The organism is Rubritalea marina DSM 17716 (assembly GCF_000378105.1).
GTDB lineage: Bacteria > Verrucomicrobiota > Verrucomicrobiia > Verrucomicrobiales > Akkermansiaceae > Rubritalea > Rubritalea marina.
Window position 1 is genome coordinate 174,956 of record NZ_KB899248.1, and the last position, 23,132, is coordinate 198,087.

19 protein-coding genes, 3 tRNA genes and 1 pseudogene are annotated in these 23,132 nt (G+C 52.0%); 19 read left to right on the forward strand and 4 right to left on the reverse strand.

The window, feature by feature from the left end:
* The first annotated feature begins 234 nt into the window (after positions 1-234).
* The 10 genes and pseudogenes from glsA (at position 235) to F454_RS0102200 (ending at position 9,604) form a co-directional block, all read left to right on the forward strand.
* Positions 235-1,233, forward strand: a complete 999-nt coding sequence (gene glsA / locus F454_RS0102155) for a glutaminase A (protein WP_156817093.1) — start codon at positions 235-237, stop codon at positions 1,231-1,233.
* Between the two features lie 24 nt (positions 1,234-1,257).
* A complete protein-coding gene (locus F454_RS0102160; protein ID WP_018968979.1) occupies positions 1,258-2,760 on the forward strand; it encodes a DcaP family trimeric outer membrane transporter in 1,503 nt (500 codons plus the stop codon).
* 170 nt (positions 2,761-2,930) lie between these two features.
* Entirely contained in the window at positions 2,931-3,749 is an 819-nt protein-coding gene (locus F454_RS0102165) for an LpxI family protein (protein WP_018968980.1), read from the forward strand.
* Positions 3,750-3,828: 79 nt separating this feature from the next.
* Positions 3,829-4,752 carry a Gfo/Idh/MocA family protein gene (locus tag F454_RS0102170; protein ID WP_018968981.1) on the forward strand — a complete coding sequence of 308 codons (924 nt, stop codon included), beginning with the start codon at positions 3,829-3,831 and terminating at the stop codon, positions 4,750-4,752.
* A gap of 33 nt (positions 4,753-4,785) precedes the next feature.
* Positions 4,786-5,412: pseudogene (locus F454_RS0102175) on the forward strand (redox-sensing transcriptional repressor Rex); the annotation flags it as partial.
* 225 nt (positions 5,413-5,637) lie between these two features.
* The gene (locus F454_RS0102180) at positions 5,638-6,039 is read left to right on the forward strand and encodes a hypothetical protein (RefSeq protein ID WP_156817094.1); all 402 of its coding nucleotides are present in this window, start codon (positions 5,638-5,640) and stop codon (positions 6,037-6,039) included.
* A gap of 78 nt (positions 6,040-6,117) precedes the next feature.
* Positions 6,118-6,960 (forward strand): prephenate dehydrogenase, encoded by an 843-nt coding sequence (locus F454_RS13860; protein ID WP_018968984.1) that lies wholly within the window; start codon positions 6,118-6,120, stop codon positions 6,958-6,960.
* Between the two features lie 26 nt (positions 6,961-6,986).
* Complete coding sequence (aroA, locus tag F454_RS0102190; protein ID WP_018968985.1) at positions 6,987-8,270, forward strand: 3-phosphoshikimate 1-carboxyvinyltransferase; 1,284 nt, start codon at positions 6,987-6,989, stop codon at positions 8,268-8,270.
* 27 nt (positions 8,271-8,297) lie between these two features.
* On the forward strand, positions 8,298-8,969 hold the full coding sequence (gene cmk, locus F454_RS0102195) for a (d)CMP kinase (RefSeq protein ID WP_018968986.1): 672 nt from the start codon (positions 8,298-8,300) through the stop codon (positions 8,967-8,969).
* A gap of 17 nt (positions 8,970-8,986) precedes the next feature.
* The gene (locus tag F454_RS0102200) at positions 8,987-9,604 is read left to right on the forward strand and encodes a lysophospholipid acyltransferase family protein (RefSeq protein ID WP_018968987.1); all 618 of its coding nucleotides are present in this window, start codon (positions 8,987-8,989) and stop codon (positions 9,602-9,604) included.
* Between the two features lie 41 nt (positions 9,605-9,645).
* On the opposite strand, the gene F454_RS0102205 is transcribed toward F454_RS0102200, so the two are convergent.
* Positions 9,646-10,263: an HdeD family acid-resistance protein gene (locus tag F454_RS0102205; protein WP_018968988.1), complete on the reverse strand. Its 618-nt coding sequence runs from the start codon at positions 10,261-10,263 to the stop codon at positions 9,646-9,648.
* A gap of 80 nt (positions 10,264-10,343) precedes the next feature.
* Between F454_RS0102205 and F454_RS0102210 the strand changes: the two genes are divergently transcribed.
* The 3 genes from F454_RS0102210 to F454_RS0102220 all read left to right on the forward strand — a co-directional run bounded on the left by F454_RS0102210 (position 10,344) and on the right by F454_RS0102220 (position 11,156).
* Entirely contained in the window at positions 10,344-10,781 is a 438-nt protein-coding gene (locus tag F454_RS0102210) for a hypothetical protein (RefSeq protein WP_018968989.1), read from the forward strand.
* A gap of 165 nt (positions 10,782-10,946) precedes the next feature.
* Positions 10,947-11,022, forward strand: a tRNA-Thr gene (locus tag F454_RS0102215).
* Between the two features lie 58 nt (positions 11,023-11,080).
* A tRNA-Thr gene (locus tag F454_RS0102220) sits at positions 11,081-11,156 on the forward strand.
* A gap of 76 nt (positions 11,157-11,232) precedes the next feature.
* On the opposite strand, the gene F454_RS0102225 is transcribed toward F454_RS0102220, so the two are convergent.
* Entirely contained in the window at positions 11,233-12,921 is a 1,689-nt protein-coding gene (locus F454_RS0102225; RefSeq protein ID WP_018968990.1) for a transglycosylase domain-containing protein, read from the reverse strand.
* Positions 12,922-12,941: 20 nt separating this feature from the next.
* Entirely contained in the window at positions 12,942-15,173 is a 2,232-nt protein-coding gene (locus tag F454_RS0102230; protein WP_018968991.1) for a transglycosylase domain-containing protein, read from the reverse strand.
* A gap of 156 nt (positions 15,174-15,329) precedes the next feature.
* Here F454_RS0102230 and F454_RS0102235 point away from each other — a divergent pair, with 156 nt between their 5' ends.
* From F454_RS0102235 to F454_RS0102255, 5 genes are all read left to right on the forward strand, one after another.
* Positions 15,330-16,328 (forward strand): S1C family serine protease, encoded by a 999-nt coding sequence (locus F454_RS0102235; protein ID WP_083912854.1) that lies wholly within the window; start codon positions 15,330-15,332, stop codon positions 16,326-16,328.
* A 51-nt stretch (positions 16,329-16,379) separates the two neighbouring features.
* Positions 16,380-17,546 carry a PDZ domain-containing protein gene (locus F454_RS0102240; RefSeq protein WP_169334295.1) on the forward strand — a complete coding sequence of 389 codons (1,167 nt, stop codon included), beginning with the start codon at positions 16,380-16,382 and terminating at the stop codon, positions 17,544-17,546.
* Between the two features lie 82 nt (positions 17,547-17,628).
* Positions 17,629-17,703 (forward strand) — tRNA-Asn (locus tag F454_RS0102245).
* Between the two features lie 298 nt (positions 17,704-18,001).
* A complete protein-coding gene (locus F454_RS0102250) occupies positions 18,002-19,471 on the forward strand; it encodes an arylsulfatase (RefSeq protein WP_018968994.1) in 1,470 nt (489 codons plus the stop codon).
* A gap of 37 nt (positions 19,472-19,508) precedes the next feature.
* The gene (locus F454_RS0102255) at positions 19,509-21,044 is read left to right on the forward strand and encodes a sulfatase (RefSeq protein WP_018968995.1); all 1,536 of its coding nucleotides are present in this window, start codon (positions 19,509-19,511) and stop codon (positions 21,042-21,044) included.
* Positions 21,045-21,064: 20 nt separating this feature from the next.
* Here F454_RS0102255 and F454_RS0102260 read toward each other — a convergent pair whose 3' ends face one another.
* Positions 21,065-21,667 (reverse strand): acyl carrier protein phosphodiesterase, encoded by a 603-nt coding sequence (locus tag F454_RS0102260; protein ID WP_018968996.1) that lies wholly within the window; start codon positions 21,665-21,667, stop codon positions 21,065-21,067.
* A 198-nt stretch (positions 21,668-21,865) separates the two neighbouring features.
* Here F454_RS0102260 and F454_RS13865 point away from each other — a divergent pair, with 198 nt between their 5' ends.
* Positions 21,866-23,119, forward strand: a complete 1,254-nt coding sequence (locus F454_RS13865; RefSeq protein ID WP_018968997.1) for a hypothetical protein — start codon at positions 21,866-21,868, stop codon at positions 23,117-23,119.
* Positions 23,120-23,132: the final 13 nt, after the last annotated feature.

A 23,132-nucleotide genomic window follows, 5' to 3' on the forward strand; every position in this document is an offset into this window, starting at 1 on the left:
CGGGGAGTGATTTGATGCCTCGCCCTTAACGGTTATGGAGAAATCAGTGGAATCAAGCATAAGCATAGAACTATGCGATTCATTGTGAGAGCGGTAGTAAATAGTTTCAAACTCAGAAGATTTTAGTATCTATTATGATGACTATCAGAAAGTTCTCGCCATACGACACGCATTAGGTATTGTGTTAGGTGATCTATCAATTTTTGTAAATTGTTAGAAAATCCTCATAAAGTTATGAAATTACGACAAGTACCCCTACAATGTGTTAGTCTAGTTGCAAGTATCGGGATGGCAGTGGCCGCGCCGTCTGTAGAGCAACTCCAAAAAGTGGCGGAAGCTGCCCATGCTAAATTCAAGGACCTCGATGAGGGCAAGAATGCAGATTACATTCCAGCATTGGCTGAGGTGCCGAGTGAGCTCTTCGGCATTGCGATTGTGACGAATAATGGTGATGTGATTAAGGTGGGGGACACGGATGCTGTGTATTCTATCCAGTCATGCTCCAAGGTGTTTACGATGTGTTTGGTGATGAATGAATCGGGTGCGAACTCAGTACTGACGAAGATCAACGTAGAGCCTACAGGCGAGGCTTTCAACTCAGTGCGAGCGATCGAAGAGGGGGACGGCCGAGCGGACAACCCTTTTGTGAATGCAGGAGCAATTGCCACAGTCAGCATGATCAAGGCAAAGGATGCTGAGGAGCGCTGGCAGAAGATTATTGATACTTATGAGGCGTTTGCTGGAAGCAAGCTCACGGTGTTGCCAGATATCTACAAGTCAGAGGCTGAGACCAATTTCCGCAACCGCGGGATTGCACACATTCTTTACAACTCAGGCAATTTGTTTTGTGACCCGCTCGAGGCGACAGAAGTTTACACCAAACAATGTTCGGTTGGGGTGAATACGGAACAGCTAGCCGTGATGGGGGGAACTCTGGCCAATGGCGGTGTCAATCCTGTTACGAAGAAGCGTTGTTTGCCTGAAGAGATGGTTCCTCAGGTGCTCGCGGTGATGACAATGAATGGATTTTACGATGGCTCTGGCCAGTGGGCTTGGAAGGCTGGTCTTCCAGCGAAGACTGGTGTGGGCGGCGGCATCGTTGCTGTGGTGCCAGGGGAGATGGCCATTGTTGGATTTTCTCCACCGCTCGATGAGTACGGCAATAGCATCCGTGCGCAGAAAGCGATTGAATACATCTCACAGGAGCTCGGTGTGAGCATCTTTGAAGATTAATAGTCAAGCCTACGGAGAATATACATGAATAAATTACTACCGATCCCAATCAAACATGCTGCGATGCCTTTGGTATTGTCGGCGGCCCTTTTACCTGCCGTGGTGCGAGCAGACGATGCTGCGGAAATTGCCGACTTACGCCAGTCCGCCGCGCAGATGCAGGAGATGATGAAGCAAATGCAGGCACGCATTGCCGAGCTAGAGCGCAAGCAAAGCCAGACCGCCTCGATGGCGGCCACTGCGGCAGCTGCCTCATCATCGATAAAGCCTAAGACGGTGACCCGTATGGAGCCTAATGTGATCCCTCCCAGCAACTTGGCTGAAGCCATGCGGGCGCCGCGTCTTAGTGGTAAGAGGAGTCCAGTCACTTACCGTAAGACGATGAACGATAGACAGGCTCCGGTGGCGCGTCCATTGGACTTTACCGTTGATCCAGACTACCGAGGTTTCTTTGCGATTCCGAACACTCCGGCAATCATTAAGTTGAATGCCAAGGCGCGCATTGATGCGACCTACGACAACAAGAATGCCGGCTCCAAGGCACGCTTCATTCCAGCCAAGTTTCCACTGGCTGGTGACCCTAGTGCTGGAGGAGGTGGGCAGTTCAATTTGAATGCCAATGGCACGACCTTGATGGCAGATGTGCGTGCTCCAGATCAACCAGGCAACTTCCGGTTTTACTACCAGAATGACTTTTTTGGCAGTGAGGAACGTATGGCCTACCGGATCAACCACATCTATGGTCATTACTTTGGCTTGAAGATTGGTTACACCACGAGTGCGTGGGAGAATGCCGATATCTGGCCGGATACTGTAGATTTTGAGGGTCCAAACTCGGTGATTTATGCTCGTCGTGCAGTGGCACACTATACCCATTCGTACAATGAGAACTGGAACTCTACTTTTGGTATTGAGCAACCAGATTTCTATGTCGACCTACCATCCTCAGATGGCTCGTTGAAGCAGACCCGCATGCCGGACTTTACCTTCAATACCCGATGGGAGAATGCAAAGTGGGGGCACGTGCAAGCCAGTACCATCCTACGTGATATCGGTGCGCGCCGCGATGGTGGCGAAGACCAACACGTCTTTGGTTGGGGGCTCAACCTAGGCTTCAACCTCAACCTCAGCGAGAACGATACCTTCCAGTTCCTCGGAGTTTATGGTGAGGGTGTGGGCGGTACTGGTAATGATACCAGCTTCCTCTCGAGTGATGCAGGTTACAATGCCAATGGCAGCCTCGAAGCGCTACCGTATTGGAGTTTGATGGGAGCCTATACCCACCGTTGGAACGAGAAGTACCGTTCGAGCCTTGTCTTTGGCCACGCCGACCTCTCGCCAAGCAATGGTATGGATGCTGATTTCTTCTCCTACAGTAATTACGGAGCTGTGAATACAATATGGCAAATTCGTGACCGTTGGTCCCTTGGTGCCGAGCTACTCTACGGATACAAGGAGGCTCAAAGTGGTAGGGATAGTGGCGACATTTTCCGATTCCAAGTCGGGATGGTCTATTCACTATTCTAGTTTTATAGCAACATTCTTGGTAATGTGTGCGGTCACCCAGTCGATGGGTGACCGCTTTTTTATAGTGAGTTCTTGAGCTCTCATCCAGCGACTGGCTGGCGGACTCTATGAGCAGCGCATGATCAATATGTAGGGTTGAATCTCTAGCATATGATGCTTCAATACCGTCAATGAGCGATACGACCATAGGGATCATTGCGGGAAACGGGATTTACCCAGAAACATTCATCGAGGCTGCTAGAAAAAAGGTCCCGGGCGCGAAGCTCGTGGTGGCAGGGTTCCATGATGAAACCAAAGCAGAGGTTGCTGATATTGCTGATGCGATGGAATGGTTCCGCGTTGGTCAGCTCGGTGGATTGATCAAATTTTTTAATAAACAGGGGGTGAATCAGGCCATCATGGTGGGGCAAATCGCACCGCGAAATCTGTTTGATCTTCGTCCAGATATGCGCACCTTGATGATGTTGTCTAAGGTCAAAGAACGTAATGCGGAGAGCCTGTTCGGTGCCGTCGCGAATGAACTTTCCAAAGATGGTATCGAGCTGATCGATGCCACCACCCACCTCGAAGAATTGCTGCCCGAGCCAGGTCATGTCTGCGGTCCGAAACTCAAGAAGCGCGCTGTGGAAGATGCCGAGTTCGGCTTCCGCACGGCCAAGGCCACCAGTGCCATGGATATTGGACAGAGCGTGGTAGTGCGTCACGGCACGGTGCTCGCAGTGGAGGCCTTTGAAGGAACCAATGCCTGTATCAAGCGCGGCGGAGAACTAGGTAGGGGTAAAAGCTGTACCCTCGCGAAGGTTTCCAAACCGAATCAAGATTTCCGTTTTGACGTTCCTTGCTTGGGGGCACTCACGATCGAGGCCTGTCTCGAGGCGGGCGTGACGGTGATCGTTTGTGAAGCTCGCAAGACATTGATGTTAGGGCGTGCGGATGTAGAGCGCCTTTGCGAAGAACAAGGAATCACGATTTATGCCTTGGAGGCTTAAATTGATACGCGGGAGCATCGGGTGATATTCGCAATCATCGAGCTTGCTTCGCTCCAGATCCTCACCTATCACTGAGCCCATGAAAATTAAGGCAGGCGTTGCTGGTACTGGATCGATGGGGCGCAATCACGCGCGAGTTTACTCAATGCTCGAAGATGTCGAGCTGACTGCTATTTATGATCAGGATCTTAGCCGAGCCGAAAAAGTGGCTGCTGAATATGGATGCAAGGCGGTGTCCTCACTCGAGGAATTGGCCGAACATGCCCAAGCGATCTCTGTCGCTGTCCCAACGGTAGTGCACCGCGAGGTGGGGTGCAAGTTGATGCAACTTGGCTGCGATGTGCTCATGGAGAAGCCAATCGCCAATAGCCTCGATGATGCCAAGGCCTTGATTGAGACTTCAGTGTCCGAAGACCGCATCCTACAAGTGGGACATATTGAACGCTTCAACCCAGTGATGCGCTCGCTCGAACAACGCCTGAATAAGCCTAAATTTATCGAAGCTCACCGTCTATCACCATTCCCGAACCGCAGCATGGATATTGGTGTGGTTCTCGATGTGATGATCCACGACCTAGAAATCATCCTCCACTTGGTGAAGAGCCCAGTGAGTAGTATTGATGCCGTGGGGGTCAATGTTCTCACACACCGTGAAGACATCGCCAATGCGCGTATTCGCTTTGAAAACGGCTGCGTGGCGAATGTCACTGCGAGCCGAATTTCGCCTGAAAAGATGCGCAAACTTCGGGTGTTTCAAGACGATTGTTACCTCTCGCTCGATTACCAAGAACAATCCGGCGAGATGTACTGGAAGGAAGGAATGCAGATCATGAAGAACGAGGTAGAAATCGAAAAAGACGAGCCTCTCAAGCTTGAACTCGCATCTTTCGTTGACTGTGCAGCCAAGGGGGAGACTCCTGCTGTCACTGGTCAGCACGGGGCCGAGGCTCTCAGTGTCGCTCTCGAAATTACCAACCTCATCGCTCAGGCAAACCAAGCCTAAGCTGGTTCTACTCATAACTCCCAACGATCAAACTCAGTGGATAGAATCGAGATCCCGCGTAAGGCCATCTACCGTATTTCCATCTACAGCCGTTGTTTACGCCGGCTGCAAGAGAAGGGAATCGAAACGATCAGCTCGACCGCGCTGGCTGCCGCCGCAGGGGTGAAGCCTGCCCAACTACGCAAGGACCTTGGCTATTTTGGTCAGTTAGGAACACGTGGGCTAGGGTACTCAGTGGAGTTGTTGCTCACCACGATCAGCAGCGTGCTAGGGGGCGCACGGTTGCACCCAGTGATTCTAGTGGGTGCGGGAAACCTCGGACGCGCCTTGCTACGCTACACTGGCTTTATGAAGGAAGGCTTTGAACTCATCGCAGCCTTCGATAAGTTCCCGGAGTCTATCGATACCTCACGCGTGCCCGTGCCATTGCACGGCGAAGAGGGGATGGTTGAGTTCATTGAAAAGCATCAGGTGCGCATGGCGGTAGTCTGTGTACCAGCTGAGCAAGCTCAACAAGTTGCTAACACCTTGGTAGAGGCTGGAGTGCAGGGGATCTTAAATTTCTCGCCTACCATCCTACAGACACCAGAGCATGTGGTGGTTACCCGCGTTGATCTGGCCATGGAGCTTGAGAACTTGAGCTTCTTCATCGATCAATAGATCGTTTCAGTTCATCAATTCAATTTTTGAATAATTCATCTAGCACAATCTATCTGCAATTAACTTAGCGTTAGGTTAGTGATGCTTCATTCCGATAGAATATCGATGTTAGTATTACATACTTTTGTACCGCGACTGCTTGACTTTATGTTCGGTTGTGTAAAAATTCCTATGTCGTTGCTTAGATCGACGAAATAACTACCCTTGTAAATTAGCCTAGCCACTATGAAAATTTCTGTTTTCGCCCTGCTGACAGCTGTATCTTGTGCACTGGTGACATCATGTTACCCGCCTGCACCACCGACACCGTCTTCTGCTCCTGTAACCTCTGCTCCTAACGAGCAACAAGTGATAAATGATGAAGGTCAGCGTCAGCTAGAAGCAGCACGCCAAAACATGGGCCTCGAATCTCAGTTTCCTGATTACCAGCAGCCTGCGCCAAATCAACCTACAGTCAACCGTGGTGGCACTGTGACATACCCATATGCGACTAAGGTACCTAACCGACCAGGCTTCGTCTTTAACCCATACACACAGAACCAAGTAGACGTACGTGGTATCCCATCCGGCACCTTGGTTCTTGATCCAAACGACAACAACACAGCGAACAAGTTCCGTGTGCCGTAAGTCAAGGATCTCGTAAAAAACGAAATTTCCTGCGCCAAGCCTTGCAAAATGGGCTTGGCGCTTTTTATATCGGTGCAGATGATCAACAAGCTTGCGATATTAGGACCAGGACTACTGGGGGGCTCCATCGCTCTGGCGGTGCAGCAGCAATGCCCAGAGCTTGAGCTCTCGCTCTGGGGGCGACGTGAGCAACCGATCGCGCTGGCGAAGTCGCTAGGCATCGCAGGTGCAACAAGCTCTCTGCAAGAAGCACTCGAAGGGTGTGACTTGGTGATTCTGGCGACTCCGGTAGGTGTGATGGCTCAGATGGTAGAGCAGATCAAATCTATCGTGGGGGATCGCCGCGTTCTTCTGACAGATGTCGGTAGCGTGAAGCGTTTGCCGCATGCATCGATAGCGCCGATTATAGAAGGTTCTCAAATAGAGTTTATTGGTAGCCATCCGATGGCCGGCTCTGAGAAGGCTGGAATGGAAGCCGCCACTGTGGGGCTGATCCAGGGGGCCACCTGTCTTCTAACGAATGACAACAAAGTGGCTGAGGAAAAGGTTGCAGCCTTGGAACAATTTTGGCGAAAGCTTGGCTGTAGCACTCGGCGCATGACAGCGGAAGACCATGATTACGCAGTGGCGCGAGTGAGTCACTTCCCGCACGTGCTAGCTTCTGTTGGGGCCTCAGTCGGGCTTTCTTTTGAAGATATCACTCCATTGTGCGGAGGGGGGATGCGTGACACGACACGCGTGGCTGCTGGTGATCCAGATCTCTGGACTGAGATTCTAATGGAGAACCGCGACGCCCTTCAGCGTTCGATGCGCGAGAGTATTGCTGACTTGTTGCGCTTGATGGACTGCCTGGAAAAGGAAGACCGTGAACAGCTCTATGAATACCTTGAGACTGCGAAGAAGAGGCGCGCGCTCATCTAAGACACATTTACTGAAACATTTTTTATATGGAATCTATCACATTGGAACCAATTACTCGCATCGATGGCGAGGTGAATATGCCGGGCTCAAAGAGCCTCTCTAACCGTGCTCTGTTATTAGCAGCGCTAGCCGAAGGCACTACAGAGATCACCAATTTGTTGCATAGCGATGACGTGGAGCGCATGCTCGAGGCACTTGCTGCCCTCGGTGTGAAATACGAACTTTCTGACGATGGCACGCGTTGCGTGATGCAGGGTCTGGGGCGTCCACTTGGTGCAGGTGAAAAGCTTGAGCTTTTCCTAGGTAATGCTGGCACCGCCATGCGTTCGCTAGCTGGCGCGATGACTTTGGGGCAGGGTGAATTCACCCTAACCGGTATTGAACGCATGGAAGAGCGTCCGATCGACGCATTGGTCGAAGCGCTGCGTTCGATGGGCTGTGACATCACATGTTTGAAGAATGAAGGCTACCCTCCGCTATTGATTAAAGCCAATGGTCTTAAAGGTGGTAAGGTTCGGGTTGATGGTACAATTTCTAGCCAGTTCCTCACTGCCCTGCTATTAGCTGCGCCCTATGCACAAGAGGATATGGAGATTGAGATTGTGGGGGAGTTGGTATCTAAACCTTACATCGACATCACCACCGACATCATGCAGAAGTTTGGTGTCGAAGTAGAGAATGACAATTACCAGCGCTTTGTGGTGAAGTCTGGTCAGGTGTATCAATCACCGGGCAAATTTATGGTAGAGGGAGATGCTTCATCGGCTTCCTACTTCCTCGCAGCAGGGGCGATCAAAGGCGGTCGCATCAAGGTGACTGGTATTGGTAAGAAAAGCATCCAGGGGGATGTGGCCTTTGCCAAAGTGCTCGAAGACATGGGCGCTAAGGTGGAATGGTATGATGAATACCTCATCGTGGAGGGCGCTGAACTCACAGCTGTGGATCAAGACATGAACCACATTCCTGACGCTGCCATGACCATTGCCACTACCGCGCTCTTCGCCAAGGGCACCACGGCGATTCGCAATATTTATAATTGGCGGGTTAAGGAGACTGACCGCCTCTTCGCCATGGCGACTGAGTTACGCAAGGTGGGGGCAGAGGTCGTGGAGGGTGAAGACTTTATCGAAATCACACCTCCTCAAAGAATTCAGCACGCTGCGATCGATACCTATGACGACCACCGCATTGCCATGTGTTTTTCACTGGTAGCTCTCGACCCAGAGTGTGGTGTCACTATCAATGACCCTGGTTGTACAGCCAAGACATTCCCAGATTATTTCGAGCGACTTGCCTCAGTTAGTAAGTAACATTAGAATCCAACAAAGAGCCCTATCATGAGCAATCATCACATCGCCGTCGCTATCGACGGACCAGCAGCCTCCGGTAAAAGTACAGTCGCCAAGCGATTGGCAAAGCAACTCGGACTTATCATGGTCAACACTGGAGCCATGTATCGCGCGGTGGCCTGGGCTACCATTCAGAAGGGTGTGGATCCATCTGATACGGCCGCTGTAGTAGCCATGCTATCGAGTGTGGAGTTCCGCTGTGGGGTGACTGAGATGCTGTCGACGGTGCTCGTTGATGGTGCCGACCCTGGCGAGGAATTGAGGCAAGATGCGGTGAATGGCCGTGTGTCCAAAGTAGCTGCAATTCCCGAAGTGCGAGCCTTATTGGTGAAGATGCAACGTGACTACCTTGAGCTCGGTTCGGTGGTGATGGAGGGGCGCGATATTGGCTCGGTAGTTTTTCCGGATACGCCATTCAAGATGTATATTGATGCTTCAGAATCGGTGCGTCGTATGCGCCGCGCTGCCGAGGGTATTATCGATGATCCAACGGCTCGTGATAAGGAAGATAGTGAGCGCAAGAGCTCACCCTTAGTGATTGCTGAGGGCGCGGTGGTGATTGATTCCAGCGAGCTGACCATTGAGGAAGTGGTGGAGCAAGCCGTCGGCGTTTTGGCTGAACGTGGTGCTCCTCAAGAAATTCTCGACCGCGTGCGTTAAAACGAAGTTTCAAGACAATGAAGACAGTTTACTGGGTAGGATACACATTTTTTCGCGCTGCGGGCAAAGCCTTCTTTAACCGCCGCATCGTCAACGAGCACAAGCTTGTTCAAGATGGAGGTGTCTTAATGTGCGCGAATCACGAGAGTTTTCTAGATCCTCCATTGATCGGGATTTCTTACCCAATGAATGTCACTTATCTTGCACGCAAGACGCTATTCAAGGGGTTTTTCAAGTGGCTTTACACGCAATGGGACGCGATCCCGATTGATCAGGAGAACCCGGATATGACTGGGCTCAAGAACATCATCAAGGCGGTCAAGTCAGGCAAGAAAGTGGTGATGTTTCCCGAAGGTGAACGCACCCTTCACGGTGGGCTCAACCCAGGCTTACCAGGTGTCGGGCTCATCGTTGCTAAGGCTCAGGCAACAGTTCAACCGATGCGGATTTTTGGGGCATTCGAAGCATTGCCTCGAGGGTCAGGTAAGATGAAATGCAATCAGATTGATATCGTTGTTGGTGATCCGATCCATTTCACCAAAGAAGAGCTCAAGGAATACCGTGGCAAGGACGGTTACCAAAAGATCTCTGATCGCATCATGCAAGCGATCAGTGAGCTCACTCCTGAGGGATAGGTTGTACCCTTGAGGAGGCGGTGCGTTCAAGCATGGTGCGGCTAGACATCAATAAAGGGTTCATTGTCGAAGCGTTTTTCTTTCTCGCCCATGTTCTGAGGCATCTCCTTGAGTTGCTTGAATTGTTTCCTCAAGTTGAGGGCAAGAGCGGTGAGTGAGAAGCCGATGATGATGGCGAAGATGGAGAACAGGCGTAGCATGGTAGCTGCAGCCGCTGCTGGATGGCTGATGATCCAGTAGCCGAAGAAGAAGCTCGCGATTGCGGCGAAAAAGAGAAACAGGCCACCGCGGTTTTTGAAGCCAATGTTGAGCCCAATGGAGCCGAAGACGAAGCCTTTAAAGATAAGAATCCAGCCGAGCATCATGATGATGAACTGGGCGATGAGTTGTGGGTTCAGCAGGAATAAGAGACCGATGCCGATGGAGAGGATGCCGGTGCCTTTAGTGATACCTCGTCCAGGGCTAGGCTTGCCACTCAGCGTGCTGGCTAGGCTGATGCCGCCATCGAATAAGAGGTAGATTGCCCAGTAGGTGATGAGGAAGCCAATGGTGAGCAAGGGCGTGGTGAAGGCGAGCAGTCCAAAGGCTAAAAATGCTAGACCTCGTATGAGGATAAGCCACCAGGTACTGGCGAGTAGGGTAAAGATCATCGATTGCATGGTTGTCAAAAGTAGTCGGTTAGTGGGCAATGCCAATCAGGGCGCTTGAGTTTCAGGCTGGCATGGGCTAGTAGCATGGCATGACTCAAGCACAACTAGGAATCCTCATTGGTGGGCTCTTGCCAGCAGTATTCTTCGGTATTTCTGGGATTTGTCAAAAGATCAGTAGCCAGTACGGCGTGGGGCCGGGTGCATTCTTAATCGGCACTGGTGTTGGTGTGATACTTGTTGGGGTTGGGGTGACTGTAGTGCAAGCTAGGCAAACGATCAACCTTGCATCTGGGTTGGCAGCGGGAAGCATGGGGGTGTTTTGGGGGCTTGGTGTGATGTGCGTGGTCACAGCGCTCAATCAATACAAGGCGCCATTGGCGGTTTTGGCTCCGCTGTACAACATGAATACTGTGGTGACGGTCCTGGGCTCGTTGATTCTCTTTTCTGAGTGGGATCAAGTGCATCCATGGAAGTTGGGAATGGGGGTGTTGATGATCATTGCTGGCGGGGTCTTGGTGTCGAATTGATTCCTCACTCTGATCTTGAGTGACTTAGCTTTGTTACGGTGAAGGGGTCATTTGATGAGCAATTCCATAGCAGAAAAAAATCTCACATTCCTCACAAAAAAGATCTTGCGTCGTGGGTAAATTTCAACATACTCCGCCCGCAGCGACAAGGTGCCTTGTCAAGTGGCCGGATTAGCTCAGCTGGTAGAGCAGTTGATTTGTAATCATCAGGTCGTCGGTTCGAGTCCGACATCCGGCTCCATTTTTCATTCACCACGTTGCATATGATCAGGTTCACCATCACGGTGGCACCACGATCGGCCGGATTAGCTCAGCTGGTAGAGCAGTTGATTTGTAATCATCAGGTCGTCGGTTCGAGTCCGACATCCGGCTCCATTTTTTAATCAATGAAGGTCAGTAAGCTCCCACGCTTGCTGATTTTTTTTGGTCTCTTGCCAGGCCTTTTGGCTCATCACTCATGCACGATGAAGTCGCGGATCCAAGACCTTGAGATGGATTGCATCTGCTTGAGGAGTGGGTCGCGTGGCTTGACGGATCGCGCCTTATCATAGCCTACCCAGAGCACAAAGGTGATGCTTTCGTTAGAGCCAAACGACCATAGTGCGCGCCCTCCAAAGGCGTGGGTGGTGATGCTGAAGTCGCTACGCTTTTTCTTTTTGCGCAGTAGCTTTAGTGATTGTTTGGCAGTTCCAGCTTGTAGCACCTCGTTGAGCTGCGGCGTGTGTTCATAGCCTTTGCTGTGATCGGAATAGCTGATGCTATCGATGGTGAATGGCTTGGCGAGTTGGCCGTCATTGGAGAGAGTGGCAAGTGCTGAGGCGAATTGTAGCGGGCTGGCTGTCAGTGAGCCTGAGAAGAAATCGCGTTTGTTGATGCTGGTGCCGAGGCCTAAGTGCTTGGTGAGCTCGATGCAGGCATCGGTATTGAGTTGCTTGCTTGTGAGCTGGGGCTTGCCGAGGATTGGGTGTTTTCCGTGCTCGAGTGCGATGGTGTAGATGAATGGGTAAAAGGCTGCTCCGAGATCCATGCGGCCATCGATGGCGCGGTTGAATTCTGAGGTGTCGGCATTGATCCCGCCGATGATGGAGCGGATCGCACCTGTGTTGTTATCGAGCACGACGCATGCAGCTTGGAGGTCTGGTAGTTTGGATTGTTCGATGAGAGATTGAATGTCTTGGTCACAGCGATCGAGGATGGCGAGGTCGAGGCTGCTGTGGATGGTGAGCTCGCCTGAGGTGATTGCGTTGTCGCGGAGAATGCTTGGGAGTTCTCGATCGATAGCCTGGATAGCGTATCCATTGGTGAAGGCGATCATGGCGCGTTTCTTCTGACCATCTTTGGCGAGGCCTAGAGGTTTAGACTTCTCGGCATCTGCGGTGCTGGCATTGATCATGCTTTCGTTGAGCATACGATCGATCACTTGATTGCGTTGTTCGACGGCGCCCACTGGGTTGCGCAATGGCGAATAGAGGTGTGGGCCGCGCACAATTCCTACTAGGGTGGCAGATTCAGCGAGGTCTAGCTGGCTGGCTGGCTTGTTAAAGTATTTGTGTGCTGCGGCATTGATCCCGTAGCAGCCAGAGCCGAAGTAGATTTTGTTGAGGTAGAAGAGGAGGATTTCTTTCTTGGTGTATTGTTCTTCGATGCGCAGGGTAAGCGCGATTTCGAGTAGTTTTCTGTGGATCGATTTGGCGCGAATGTCGTAGGTGTTGCGCGCTAGCTGCATGCTGATGGTGGAGGCACCTTGGGTGAAGGATAGGTCTTTGACGTTGCGCAGGGTGGCGCGTGCGAGTCCCAGGAGGTCGACGCCTGGGTGCTCGTAGAAGGACTGGTCTTCACGAGCTGTGAGTGCATCGAGCAGGTGCTGAGGTAGCTCGTCAGGGTTAGACACCAAGCGGGTGTTGTTGGTGTTGCCGATGAGTGGGATGCCGTGGCGGTCGACCAGCTTGGCTTTATGTTGCACTTGCTCCACCTTGTGGATGTCGTAACTTTGTGCCAGTTGGCGGTAGTAATATGCAGCACCGGCAATGGCAAGGCCCGCGACAACCGCCAAGACGAGGCTGAGCTTGATCAAGAGACTGAGGAACTCTGAGCGATGGCCACGGCGTGAGTCACGCCTGTTGAGGTGTTTGTTCGGCATCTGGTGGGTAGACGGGGGAATTAGCGGACAGGGACGGCGCGTGCGGGTGCTGGAGGTGTGTCTTCGACGACCGTGGCTCTTACTGGATGGTTGTCACAGGTGTGGCGTGGCACGAGATCGAGTGGAACCATCGCGGAGTAGGCCGAGCGTGCTTGGCGGCAGCCTGGGGTGGCGAGCTGAGAGCTGTAGCGGCAGAGGCTGACTTGCTGCATTTGCATGGTGGGTTCGAGTGAGAAGGCGGGGTAGAGTTGGCTGTCTGCTGACTTCATGAATTTGGCCCAAATCGGCATGGCGAGGGTGGAACCATACCCGCGGTTGAGTGTCTTCTGATTGTTGTCCATCCCGACCCAAACGGCGCAGGTTAGAGAGCTGCTGTAGCCTGCGAACCAAGCGTCGCGGTAGTTGTCCGTGGTGCCGGTCTTGCCACCGCAGGGATCTTTGTAGCCATATACAGAGCGGAGGCTGGCAGCGGTGCCGCGTTGGGTCACATCCTGTAAGGTTTTAGAAACGTTCCAGGCTGAACCTTCTTTGGCGGCCTGGTAGGAAATGACACCCGAGCCAGGGTAGACGATATTGCCTTCGCTGTCGGTGATTTCAGAGATGATGAATGGGCGTTGAATTTTGCCAGTATTCGGGAAGACCGTGTAGGCTTGAGCTACCTGAAGTGGTGTGGCTTCGAAAGCTCCTAGGTAGGTTGCGGGTGTGGTGGGGATTTTCTGGTGGAAGCCGACCAGGCGCGCGGTGTTGAGCACATTGTTGATACCAGCGTAGTTACCGATGCGGACGGAAGAGGTGTTTCGTGAGCGTGAGAGCGCCTCAGTCACGGTCATCATGTTTTGGTAGGTTTTATCGGAATTGGCAGGCGACCAAGAAGCCGGGGCGCCATCAATTTCACCAGGGCGGATGCGCGAGTCGCGTACCCAGCCACCTGGCTGAAGACCTTTATCGAAGGCAGACATATAGACAAAGGGTTTGAAGATTGAGCCGATCTGGCGGCGCCCGTGCATCGCACGGTTGAATTTGGATTCATCGGCATTGCGTCCGCCCACGATGGCTTTGATTGCGCCACTATGGTTTTCGATACAGACGAGGGCACCTTGGATGTAGGCTGGTGCTTTGTTCTGCTTGCCACTGAGGAACTGCTTGCGTGTTTGGTGGCGGTAGCCCGAGCGTTTCTCGATTTGACTGAGGTGACTCTCGACAGCGACTTCGGCGGATTTTTGAAGTTTTGGGTCGATGGTGGTGATGATGTGTAGGCCGCCCATGCTGATGTTGTGTTCCTCGAGGATGATATTGAGGTCGCGGCGGATTGCGTCCATGGCGTAGGAATCATGGATGATTCGGCGCGATTTCGGGCGTAGCACGACCTCTTCAGCCTTGGCCGCATCAGCCTGCGTTTGGCTGATGAATTCATAGTGCACCATGCGTGCGAGGGTGACATCGCGTTGGTTGATTGCCGCGGGGAGGTCGACAAATGGAGAGTAGGTGTTTGGGCCGCGGATGATGCCGGCAAGCATCGCCGATTCGGACAGGCTGAGGTCGGCCGCGGATTTTTCAAAGTAGGTACGCGAGGCGGCTTCGATGCCTTGGATTGAATGGCCCCAGAAGATCCTGTTCATGTAGTGCTGCAAGATCTCTTCCTTGGAAAAGTTGCTTTCAATGCGAAGAGCGATCGCCATTTCAAGGAGCTTGCCGTCTATCGTCTTGCCTGGGTAGGAAAACGAGTTGTCTGCGAGCTGCATGGTGATTGTGGAGGCTCCTTCTTTTTTGCCACGTGTGGCGTAGCGCATGATGACGCGGGCGAGCGAACGGATGTCGATGGCTCCGTGTTCGTAGAAACGGGCGTCTTCACGAGCAATGAGCGCCATGATAAACCATTCTGAAATGTCGTCGAATTCCAACATCAAGCGATTGTCGCCATGCACGGTGCCAATCTCGGTGCTGCCATCGCTTGCATAGACGATCGACCGCGCAGGCATTTCCTCGATCTGTGCAAGATCGTAGCCTTGGGCTCGGATGCCGTAAAAGAGGGTGGAAGCTAGTGAAAAAAAGATGCCAGCGAAGCCGCAGAAGACGATGCTGGACGCACAGAAACGCTTGAACGGGTGCCACTTTCTGGTGAAGTGTTGGGTCAAGTGGTAGGGCCAAAAACACAGCTTCCAGAACCAATGCACCTGCTTTTGAGGCTTTTTGGCTGGCTTGCGGGATGTTCGCTTTTTTGCTCTCTTGCGCGTTGTTTTTTTTGCTGCCATATTGATGCGTAGAAAATCGATCCAGCCCGCATGGTGGGAGGCAATCTCGACATGTATGCTATGTTCGATACACCGTGACTCTTCAACGCTTAATTCATAAAATTGCAAAAATTAAATAAATCTAAACGATTAGAATCGCTCTATCGGTATCGCACTATGATTAGATATAAATACACCGTATTGATGATGATTATTGCAGTGCTGGGTGTGAATTTCACTCAGGCTGTCATTGGCGCACCAGCGCCCCGGGGAATCGAGGACCTCAAGGCCCTTCAGAATAGGGTGCAGCAGGTGGTGGAAAAGAATCAAAAAGCGACTGTGGCTTTAAATTCCAATGAGAATGGCGCTTGGGGGAGTGGTGTTGTGGTGTCAGCGGATGGCCGCATCCTCACTGCTGCGCATGTGGTGCAAGGCGCCGAATATGTTTCTGTGATTTTTCCTGACGGTTCTGAAACCAAGGCGAAGGTGCTCGGTGCGAACCGCAGCAAGGACACAGCGATGCTGCAGATAGTCCGAGGTGGCGAATACCCATATGTCGAGATTGGCAATTCAGATTCTCTGGAGGTTGGGGATCTTTTGGTGGCAATGGGGCATGCGGGTGGTTATGACCCGTTGCGTCGCCCGCCGGTTCGCTTTGGGCGATTGATCTCACAAAATGTGGCTGACTTTTTCACCAGCGATTGCACCCTGATCGGGGGCGACTCAGGCGGACCTATTTTTGATATTAGTGGCAAGTTGGTGGGAATCAATTCTTCGATTGGATTTGATCTGAAGGCAAACAACCATGCAGGCATCAGTGGGATTAAGGCCGACTGGGACAAGTTGGCGGCATCAGAAACGTGGGGGAGCTTGAGTGCGAACCCATTTGCAAATAATGACTCACCCGTGCTGGGTGTCGTGATAGCAGGCAGCAACGCGCAGGGCGTGGTGCTCTCTGCGGTGGTGCCGGGTAGCCCCGCTGAGCATGCAGGTGTGCAACGAGGAGATGTGATCCGCTCGGTCGCGGGCATCCGCGTGCGCGACGGTGGCGAGTTGCTGGTTGAGATCAATCGTTTTCGGGCAGGACAAGAATTAGAAATTGAAGTGGTGCGCGGGCGCCGTGTGATCCCAATGTCGATCATGCTGACTCGCCGGGGTGAGCTTTATAAGCAATAAGAAAGGAATGATTTGATGATGGATTTGAAGCAGATAGTTGGAATCGGGTGGATGGCCACATTGCCATGGCTGGCTCAGGCGCAAGAACCTCGCGACCTCGCAGAGCGTGGTTTACCCTTTGTGCGGCCTTCCGATCAGCAAAAGTTGGTGGAGCAGGCAGATTCTTTTTTTCAGGCATTGGACCCCATTTCTGAGAGTCTTGGCAAGTACGCTGTGAATGTCTTTAGCAATGGCAAGATGGTGGCTCGTGGCACGGTGGTCGATGATGGAGTACTCACAAAGTGGAGTGAATTGGTCGCACGTGGTTCGGATATTTGGGTGCTTGGCCATGACGGTGTGAAGCGTGAAGCGCGCGTGGTTGCGGTGTATTTGGATTACGACTTCGCCTTACTGGACTATGGTGGTGGCTTGGACTCGGTGACTCAGGCTGAATTGAATGAATCCCTTGACTTAGCTTCCTTTATGATGGCGGTCGGGCCATCGGGGAAAGCGCATGGGTTTGGGGTCTTGAGTGTTGCTGAGCGCAGTCTGCGCGAGACGGATAAGGCATTCTTAGGGGTGCGGATGAGTATGAACCCAGTAGAGGGTGGTGGGGTCTTGCTCGAGTATGTTGAGCAGGACTCAGGAGCTGGCCGAGCTGGTTTACAGCAAGGCGACGTGGTCAAACGAATCAACGAAACCATGATCCATGGGATGCATGAGATGGGGGGGTATTTGCAGAAATTGACTCCGGGCACTCAGGTCGATATTGAAGTCATGCGTGACGGCCAAAACCAAGTTGTTGAAGTTTTGTTGGGAGCCCGTCCTGATTTAAAGCGTTTTTCACCGGAGCGGATGAAGCAAATGAAACGCATGGGTGGTACCATCAATGGAGTGGCTGAAGGCTTCCCTGATATTCTTCAAAGCGACATGCAGGTGGAGGCTCGGGATGCTGGGAGTCCGGTCTTTGATATCGATGGGAAATTTGTGGGAGTGGTGGCCGCGCGCTCGAGTCGCATCAAAACCTATATTGTGAGTGCTGATGATATGTTTGCTGAATTGGCTGGGGAGCCCGACAAACGCGTCGAGGGATTCACCAGTAGCCAGCAGCCGCTAAGCCCCACGGTAATGAATGCTGGCGAAAACCAACAACTTATCGAGGAACGCAACGAATTGCTGCGCTACATTGAAAAGGCGCAGCAACGTCTCCGTGAAATTGATGCGGCTATGAAGGAGTAACTTTTTCTCAACTTTTGCTTGAATATTACAGCAAATATTGCAGCTTGCTGCCGCGCAACGCGAAAGCGATGACGCAAAACGTTCCGGCATAGCTCAGCGGTAGAGCGGGTGACTGTTAATCACTAGGTCCTTGGTTCGATCCCAAGTGCCGGAGCCATTAATAAAGCTCATTTCCTCACAGGAAATGAGCTTTTCCTTTTGATGGATGTCTCACGCTTGCAATATGCTTGGCTGAGGCAGCGACCACCGAGCCAATTTTGTTATAAAAAATTAGCAACTCTCGTGATTTAATTACAAGAATTGCGGGGTGTGAGACGTAGCTATGCATGGCCCAAGTATGCTAGATCTTCCGCGCGTTGTGCAGCTACTGCATTTCTGCGATCGACGGCCAGATGAAAACTAGGATGATAAACAAAGCCCAGGCGGCTCAGCCTCAAGCCTCTAGAACAAGACCCATGACTATATCAACGCATCGCACCACAACCTATCGCCCCGCTGTTCATGTCAGCAGCTTGTTGGCGCTCTTTAGTTCATTGTTTCTGACTACCTTGTCCGCTGAGGAAGCCAAGCCAAACATCATATATGTACTTGCGGATGATCTAGGCTATGGCGATTTAGGGTGCTACGGGCAAGAGGTCATCCAGACCCCGCACATTGACCAGATGGCAGCTGAGGGGATGCGTTTCACCCAGCATTATTCAGGCAGCACAGTCTGTGCTCCATCACGCAGCACCTTATTGGAAGGAAAGCACACCGGGAATACCTACGTGCGAGGTAATGGCCGATTACAGATGCGAGAAAACCCAGATGAGATGATCTTTCCTGAGGCGCTGCAGCGAGCTGGCTACCACACGGCCATGATTGGTAAGTCCGGGCTAGGCTGTAATACTGATGATGCGACCCTACCCGCCAAGAAGGGCTTTGATTATTTCTTTGGTTACACATCACACACTGGGGCGCACTTTTACTATCCCGATTACCTTTGGAGGAATTCCAATGGTAAGGTGGAGAAAGTGGAATACCCGAACAACACACTGCATGAGGGGGATCAATATAGTTCCGAACTGGTGATAGACGAAGCATTGCAATACATCGAGCAACAACAAGATGGGCCATTTTTCCTCCACCTCGCGTTCCAGATCCCGCATGCGAGCCTCCGAGCAAAAGAAGAATGGAAGGAAAAATACCGCCCTATTTTAAAGGAAACACCTCTAGAGAATCCGGTGCAACAATACCATTACTCGATCGAGCGCGAACCCAAAACCACTTTCGCGGCGATGGTTTCCCATATGGACCACAACATGGGGTTGCTGCTCGCTAAATTACGTGAACTCGGGATTGCAGAGAATACCTTGGTCATGTTCGCAAGTGACAATGGGGCGATGGAGGAAGGGCAACATAAAATGGCGACATTCAATTCCAATGGGATTCTTCGCGGAGGTAAGCGAGATATGTGGGAAGGAGGCATCCGCACTCCGATGATTGCGTGGTGGCCAGGCAAAATTGCATCAGGCTCTGAAACTGACCACCTCTCTGCCTTTTGGGATGTTTCTCCAACTGTCCGTGAATTGTCTGGGGCCGATCCACAAGCTGACACTGACGGTATTTCTTTTGTGCCCACATTGTTGGGGCAGGGGGAGCAAGGCGAGCACGAGTATCTGTATTGGGAATTCTACGCTCATGGCGGGATCCAAGCGATTCGCCGTGGTGATTGGAAATTCATCCTCTACCACGGCAAAGGCGATAGGCCTCGAAAGGTTGAGTTATTCAATCTCGCTGAGGACATTTCAGAGACGACAAACCTAGCCCAGCAATATCCCGAGAAAGTCTCAGCTTTCTCAAAGGAACTCATGAATGCGCGGAGCAAACCAGAGTCACCTCACTATAAGTTTTCCACTGAAAGGGCAGCTCCAGCTGCCAAGTAACATAGTCTCGAACTACCTCATCAACGTTGAATTGGATATGAATAGAAAAAAATGGAATTTCATGCATGGCACTTGCGTGGCTGGCCCTCGATTGCAGCATTTGCTTCCATGGCACGCGACGCTGATCAAGTTAGTTTGTGCTTTGGCATTGGCCAGTCTGCCGGGTCAGTTGCTAGCAACTGATAGCAAGCAGCCAAATATCTTGGTTTTCTTGGTAGATGATCTTGGCTTCATGGATGTGGGTGCTAACAATCCTGATTGTTTTTATGACACTCCAAATATCGATGCATTGGCTGCTTCAGGGATGCGATTTACCGATGGTTACGCGGCCAATCCAGTTTGTTCGCCGACGCGCTACAGCTTGATGACTGGGAAGTACCCGACGCGAGTTGCGGCAACCAATTTCTTTTCAGGGAGGCGTGCTGGAAAATTTAAGCCAGCACCACTGCACGATCAGATGGATCTGGAAGAAGTCACTCTAGCGGAGGCATTGAAGACGAAAAATTACGCCACGTATTTTGCGGGCAAATGGCATATGGGACCCACGCGCGCTTTTTTCCCTCAGGCTCAAGGCTTCGACGTCAATGTAGGAGGCCACAAGGCTGGCGGACCATACACGGGAAATAAGTACTTTTCTCCCTTTGAGAATCCAGAACTCAAGCCCGATAGCCCTGAGGGGGATCACCTGCCTGATCGGCTTGCGCGTGAGACCGTGAAGTTTATCCAAGACAATAAGGATCGCGCATTCTTGGCGTACCTTTCCTTTTACTCAGTGCACACGCCATTGATGGGCCGGCCGGACTTGGTGGAAAAATATGAAGAAAAAGCGCGTTCGGTTCGGGGGAAAGAATTTGCCGAGGAAGAGCAGGTTCTGCTTATTGAGGAGAAGCGTGAAGTGCGGGTTTTACAAAAGCACGCGTCGTATGCCGCGATGGTCGAAGCGATGGATGAGGCCGTGGGCAATGTACTCGCTGGTCTGGATGAGGCGGGCGTCGCCGACAACACCATCGTTTTTTTCACCTCTGACAATGGTGGGTTATCCAGCTCTGAAGGCTCGCCCACTAGCAATATGCCGCTGCGCGGGGGAAAAGGATGGATCTACGAAGGTGGTATCCGTGAGCCGTGGATTGTGCGCTACCCAGGGGTGACCACACCTGGCTCAGTCAGCGAACAAATGATTTGTTCCATCGACCTTTTTCCTACCATCATGGCTGCGGCTGATATTGATGCAGGGGTTGCGGTGGATGGGATTGATCTTACTCCCGCCCTCGAGGGGAAGTCGCTAGACCGCGATACTTTATTCTGGCATTACCCGCATTACTCGAACCAAGGAGGCATGCCTGGTGGCGTCATTCGAGTTGCAGATTACAAACTCGTAGAACGCTATGAAGACGGCAGCGTGCATCTCTATAATCTCAAAGACGACATTGGCGAACAGCACGACTTAGCAGCAAAAATGCCAGAAAAAGTCTCGCAGATGCGCCGTCAATTGCATGCCTGGTACAAGGAAGTCGGGGCGATGTTTCTGCAGGAAAAAGATGGTATCAAACCATGGTCTCCTACGCTTGATTGAGTGGCGAGATGGAGCGAAGATCAATGTCCTGTATCGTTTGATAGCGTCGCAGCATGCTGTTGGAGATCGGGATAGAGGGCCAGAAAATGCTCTTCAAACTGCGCGTAGTGCCTGAGGAAGTCGTCGTAGCAATTTGCTACTGGGCTGATCCAGGATCGATTGCGCCTCGATATCCTATTGAGTGTGAGTTGGATCCCGTCCTTCTGCAGGTAGCAGCTCAGCCAGTCTTCGTCTCGCAGCATCTGGTAGACATTGCCAAATCCTCCAACCCACCATTGAGGGTGGGCTTCTAGAGTCTGGTAAAACTCGCCGATGAAGCTTTGTCGGGGCTCGTGATGAAAGCGGCTCCAGTGTTGACTCAAAAAGTGGTCGTAGAAGATGTCTATGGCAATGCCTCCGAGTCTTCTTCGGGAGGGATCGATCAGTTGCTTGGAGGCGATAAAGCTAGGGTGTGAGTCGGTGAAGGAGTCGATAGCGCGGTGCATCATCAGGCCATCCACGAGCTCATCAGGCCACTCTGCCCTGAGTGCTTCGCGAGTACCTTTGGCAAAATCGCCCAAGAAATTTCCCATCTGTGAGGCGGGGCTTGGGTGAGCTAGAGCAATGTGGGCGAGATAATTCATCGACATCCCACTCTTGCATTGATGCTGGGAATTGCAAGGTGTGAGCGCCGGACATCACCACATCATAGATCGCACCTTGGCTGAGCTTAGATCCATTCCTTACGTTCCAAGCTTGTAGTCGTTAGCCCAAGCTTGGTTTGCGACTGAAAGCATGTGGGGTATAGTAGCGTAGTAATGGTAAGGATGAGACACAGATGGATGAACTTGGTTGGCCTCGTGTGTGGGGTGGCATGGATGCCACTGGCCGCCACCGAGTTTGACTTGGGTCCCATCTATTACACGGACTCTGAAGACCACAATAAAGTGCACGACCTTGAACGTGATCTTCCCAAGCTTTTTTCAGAGAATGATCCTGAGAAATGTCTGGAGCTTTTGCTCGCGCACCTCGGGATTTCCGAGCATTCCCAAGTGTTGGTTTTTTCAAAGTCAAGCGAGCAAAATAGCCTGATCAGCCCGAAGACACCTCGTGCGATCTATCACTCAGAAGACTACTACGTGGGCTATGTAGCAGGTGGGATGATTGAGCTGATAGCAGCTGACGACCCAGTGGGGATGAAGTTTTACACCTTTGATCCACGCGCTCCGGAGGGAGAAAGAAAGGTGACGAGGGACAACACCTGCCTACGTTGCCATGCCACAGCACGCACCCGTGAGGTGCCCGGTGTGCTCGTCCGCTCGCTATCCACGCAGAAGGATGGACACCTAGAAATTTTTGGTGACACCTACCTGACGAGGCCTTCTAGCCCGATTGAAGAACGCTGGGGCGGGTGGTACGTGACCGGCCGTCATGGAGACGTGCCGCACTTGGGGAACCAATTTTCAGATGGTGACAGGGATGCTGAAAAGGTGATGAATCTGCAGAGCCTTGATGGGCTGGTAGATCTCTCGAATTACGCCCAGAAAACCAGCGATATCGTGTCGCTCATGGTGATGGAGCATCAGGTCGATGTGCACAACCTTCTGAGCTGGGTGCGCATGGAGTATGAGCGAGCGAAGTTTTTGGCACTCGCATTTGATCCCGAGCGCGACCTGAGCCAGAGTGCGCTATTGCAGCGCTTAGAGCAGGATTTTTCAGAGAAGTTGCTGAAGGCATTATGCTTTGATGGGGAGGCCAAGCTACCTGCGGATGGTATCGATGGCTGCGACGCATTTGCTCAAAGCTTTGAAGCACGAGGACCGCGAAGTAAGGAAGGGTGGTCACTTTATGATCTGCGCTTGCAGAAGCGCCTCTTCAAGTATCGCTGCAGCTATATGGTATACAGCAAAGGCTTTGAATTCTTACCACCTGAAATCAAGAGCCGAACTCTCAACTTATTGCATCAGCACCTTACTGCGGATGCTTTTGATGGCTTGCCGAAGATGAGTAAGCGAGAGAGAGAGCGTGTGCACGCCATCCTCAGTCAGACGCACCCCGACTACGCCAAGCTTTCCGCAAGCGCCTCGGTGTATTGAGTATTCTTCGAGG

Coding starts and splice junctions, on each gene's coding strand:
- F454_RS0102170 (WP_018968981.1), top strand. CDS start 3,829: ATGAAAATTAAGGCAGGCGTTGCTGGTACTGGATCGATGGGGCGCAAT.
- F454_RS0102255 (WP_018968995.1), top strand. CDS start 19,509: ATGAATAGAAAAAAATGGAATTTCATGCATGGCACTTGCGTGGCTGGC.
- cmk (WP_018968986.1), top strand. CDS start 8,298: ATGAGCAATCATCACATCGCCGTCGCTATCGACGGACCAGCAGCCTCC.
- F454_RS0102230 (WP_018968991.1), bottom strand. CDS start 15,173: ATGGCAGCAAAAAAAACAACGCGCAAGAGAGCAAAAAAGCGAACATCC.
- aroA (WP_018968985.1), top strand. CDS start 6,987: ATGGAATCTATCACATTGGAACCAATTACTCGCATCGATGGCGAGGTG.
- F454_RS0102235 (WP_083912854.1), top strand. CDS start 15,330: ATGATTAGATATAAATACACCGTATTGATGATGATTATTGCAGTGCTG.
- F454_RS0102180 (WP_156817094.1), top strand. CDS start 5,638: ATGAAAATTTCTGTTTTCGCCCTGCTGACAGCTGTATCTTGTGCACTG.
- F454_RS0102200 (WP_018968987.1), top strand. CDS start 8,987: ATGAAGACAGTTTACTGGGTAGGATACACATTTTTTCGCGCTGCGGGC.
- F454_RS0102160 (WP_018968979.1), top strand. CDS start 1,258: ATGAATAAATTACTACCGATCCCAATCAAACATGCTGCGATGCCTTTG.
- F454_RS13865 (WP_018968997.1), top strand. CDS start 21,866: ATGAACTTGGTTGGCCTCGTGTGTGGGGTGGCATGGATGCCACTGGCC.
- F454_RS0102225 (WP_018968990.1), bottom strand. CDS start 12,921: ATGCCGAACAAACACCTCAACAGGCGTGACTCACGCCGTGGCCATCGC.
- F454_RS0102240 (WP_169334295.1), top strand. CDS start 16,380: ATGGCCACATTGCCATGGCTGGCTCAGGCGCAAGAACCTCGCGACCTC.
- F454_RS13860 (WP_018968984.1), top strand. CDS start 6,118: ATGATCAACAAGCTTGCGATATTAGGACCAGGACTACTGGGGGGCTCC.
- F454_RS0102205 (WP_018968988.1), bottom strand. CDS start 10,263: ATGCAATCGATGATCTTTACCCTACTCGCCAGTACCTGGTGGCTTATC.
- F454_RS0102210 (WP_018968989.1), top strand. CDS start 10,344: ATGACTCAAGCACAACTAGGAATCCTCATTGGTGGGCTCTTGCCAGCA.
- F454_RS0102250 (WP_018968994.1), top strand. CDS start 18,002: ATGACTATATCAACGCATCGCACCACAACCTATCGCCCCGCTGTTCAT.
- glsA (WP_156817093.1), top strand. CDS start 235: ATGAAATTACGACAAGTACCCCTACAATGTGTTAGTCTAGTTGCAAGT.
- F454_RS0102165 (WP_018968980.1), top strand. CDS start 2,931: ATGAGCGATACGACCATAGGGATCATTGCGGGAAACGGGATTTACCCA.
- F454_RS0102260 (WP_018968996.1), bottom strand. CDS start 21,667: ATGAATTATCTCGCCCACATTGCTCTAGCTCACCCAAGCCCCGCCTCA.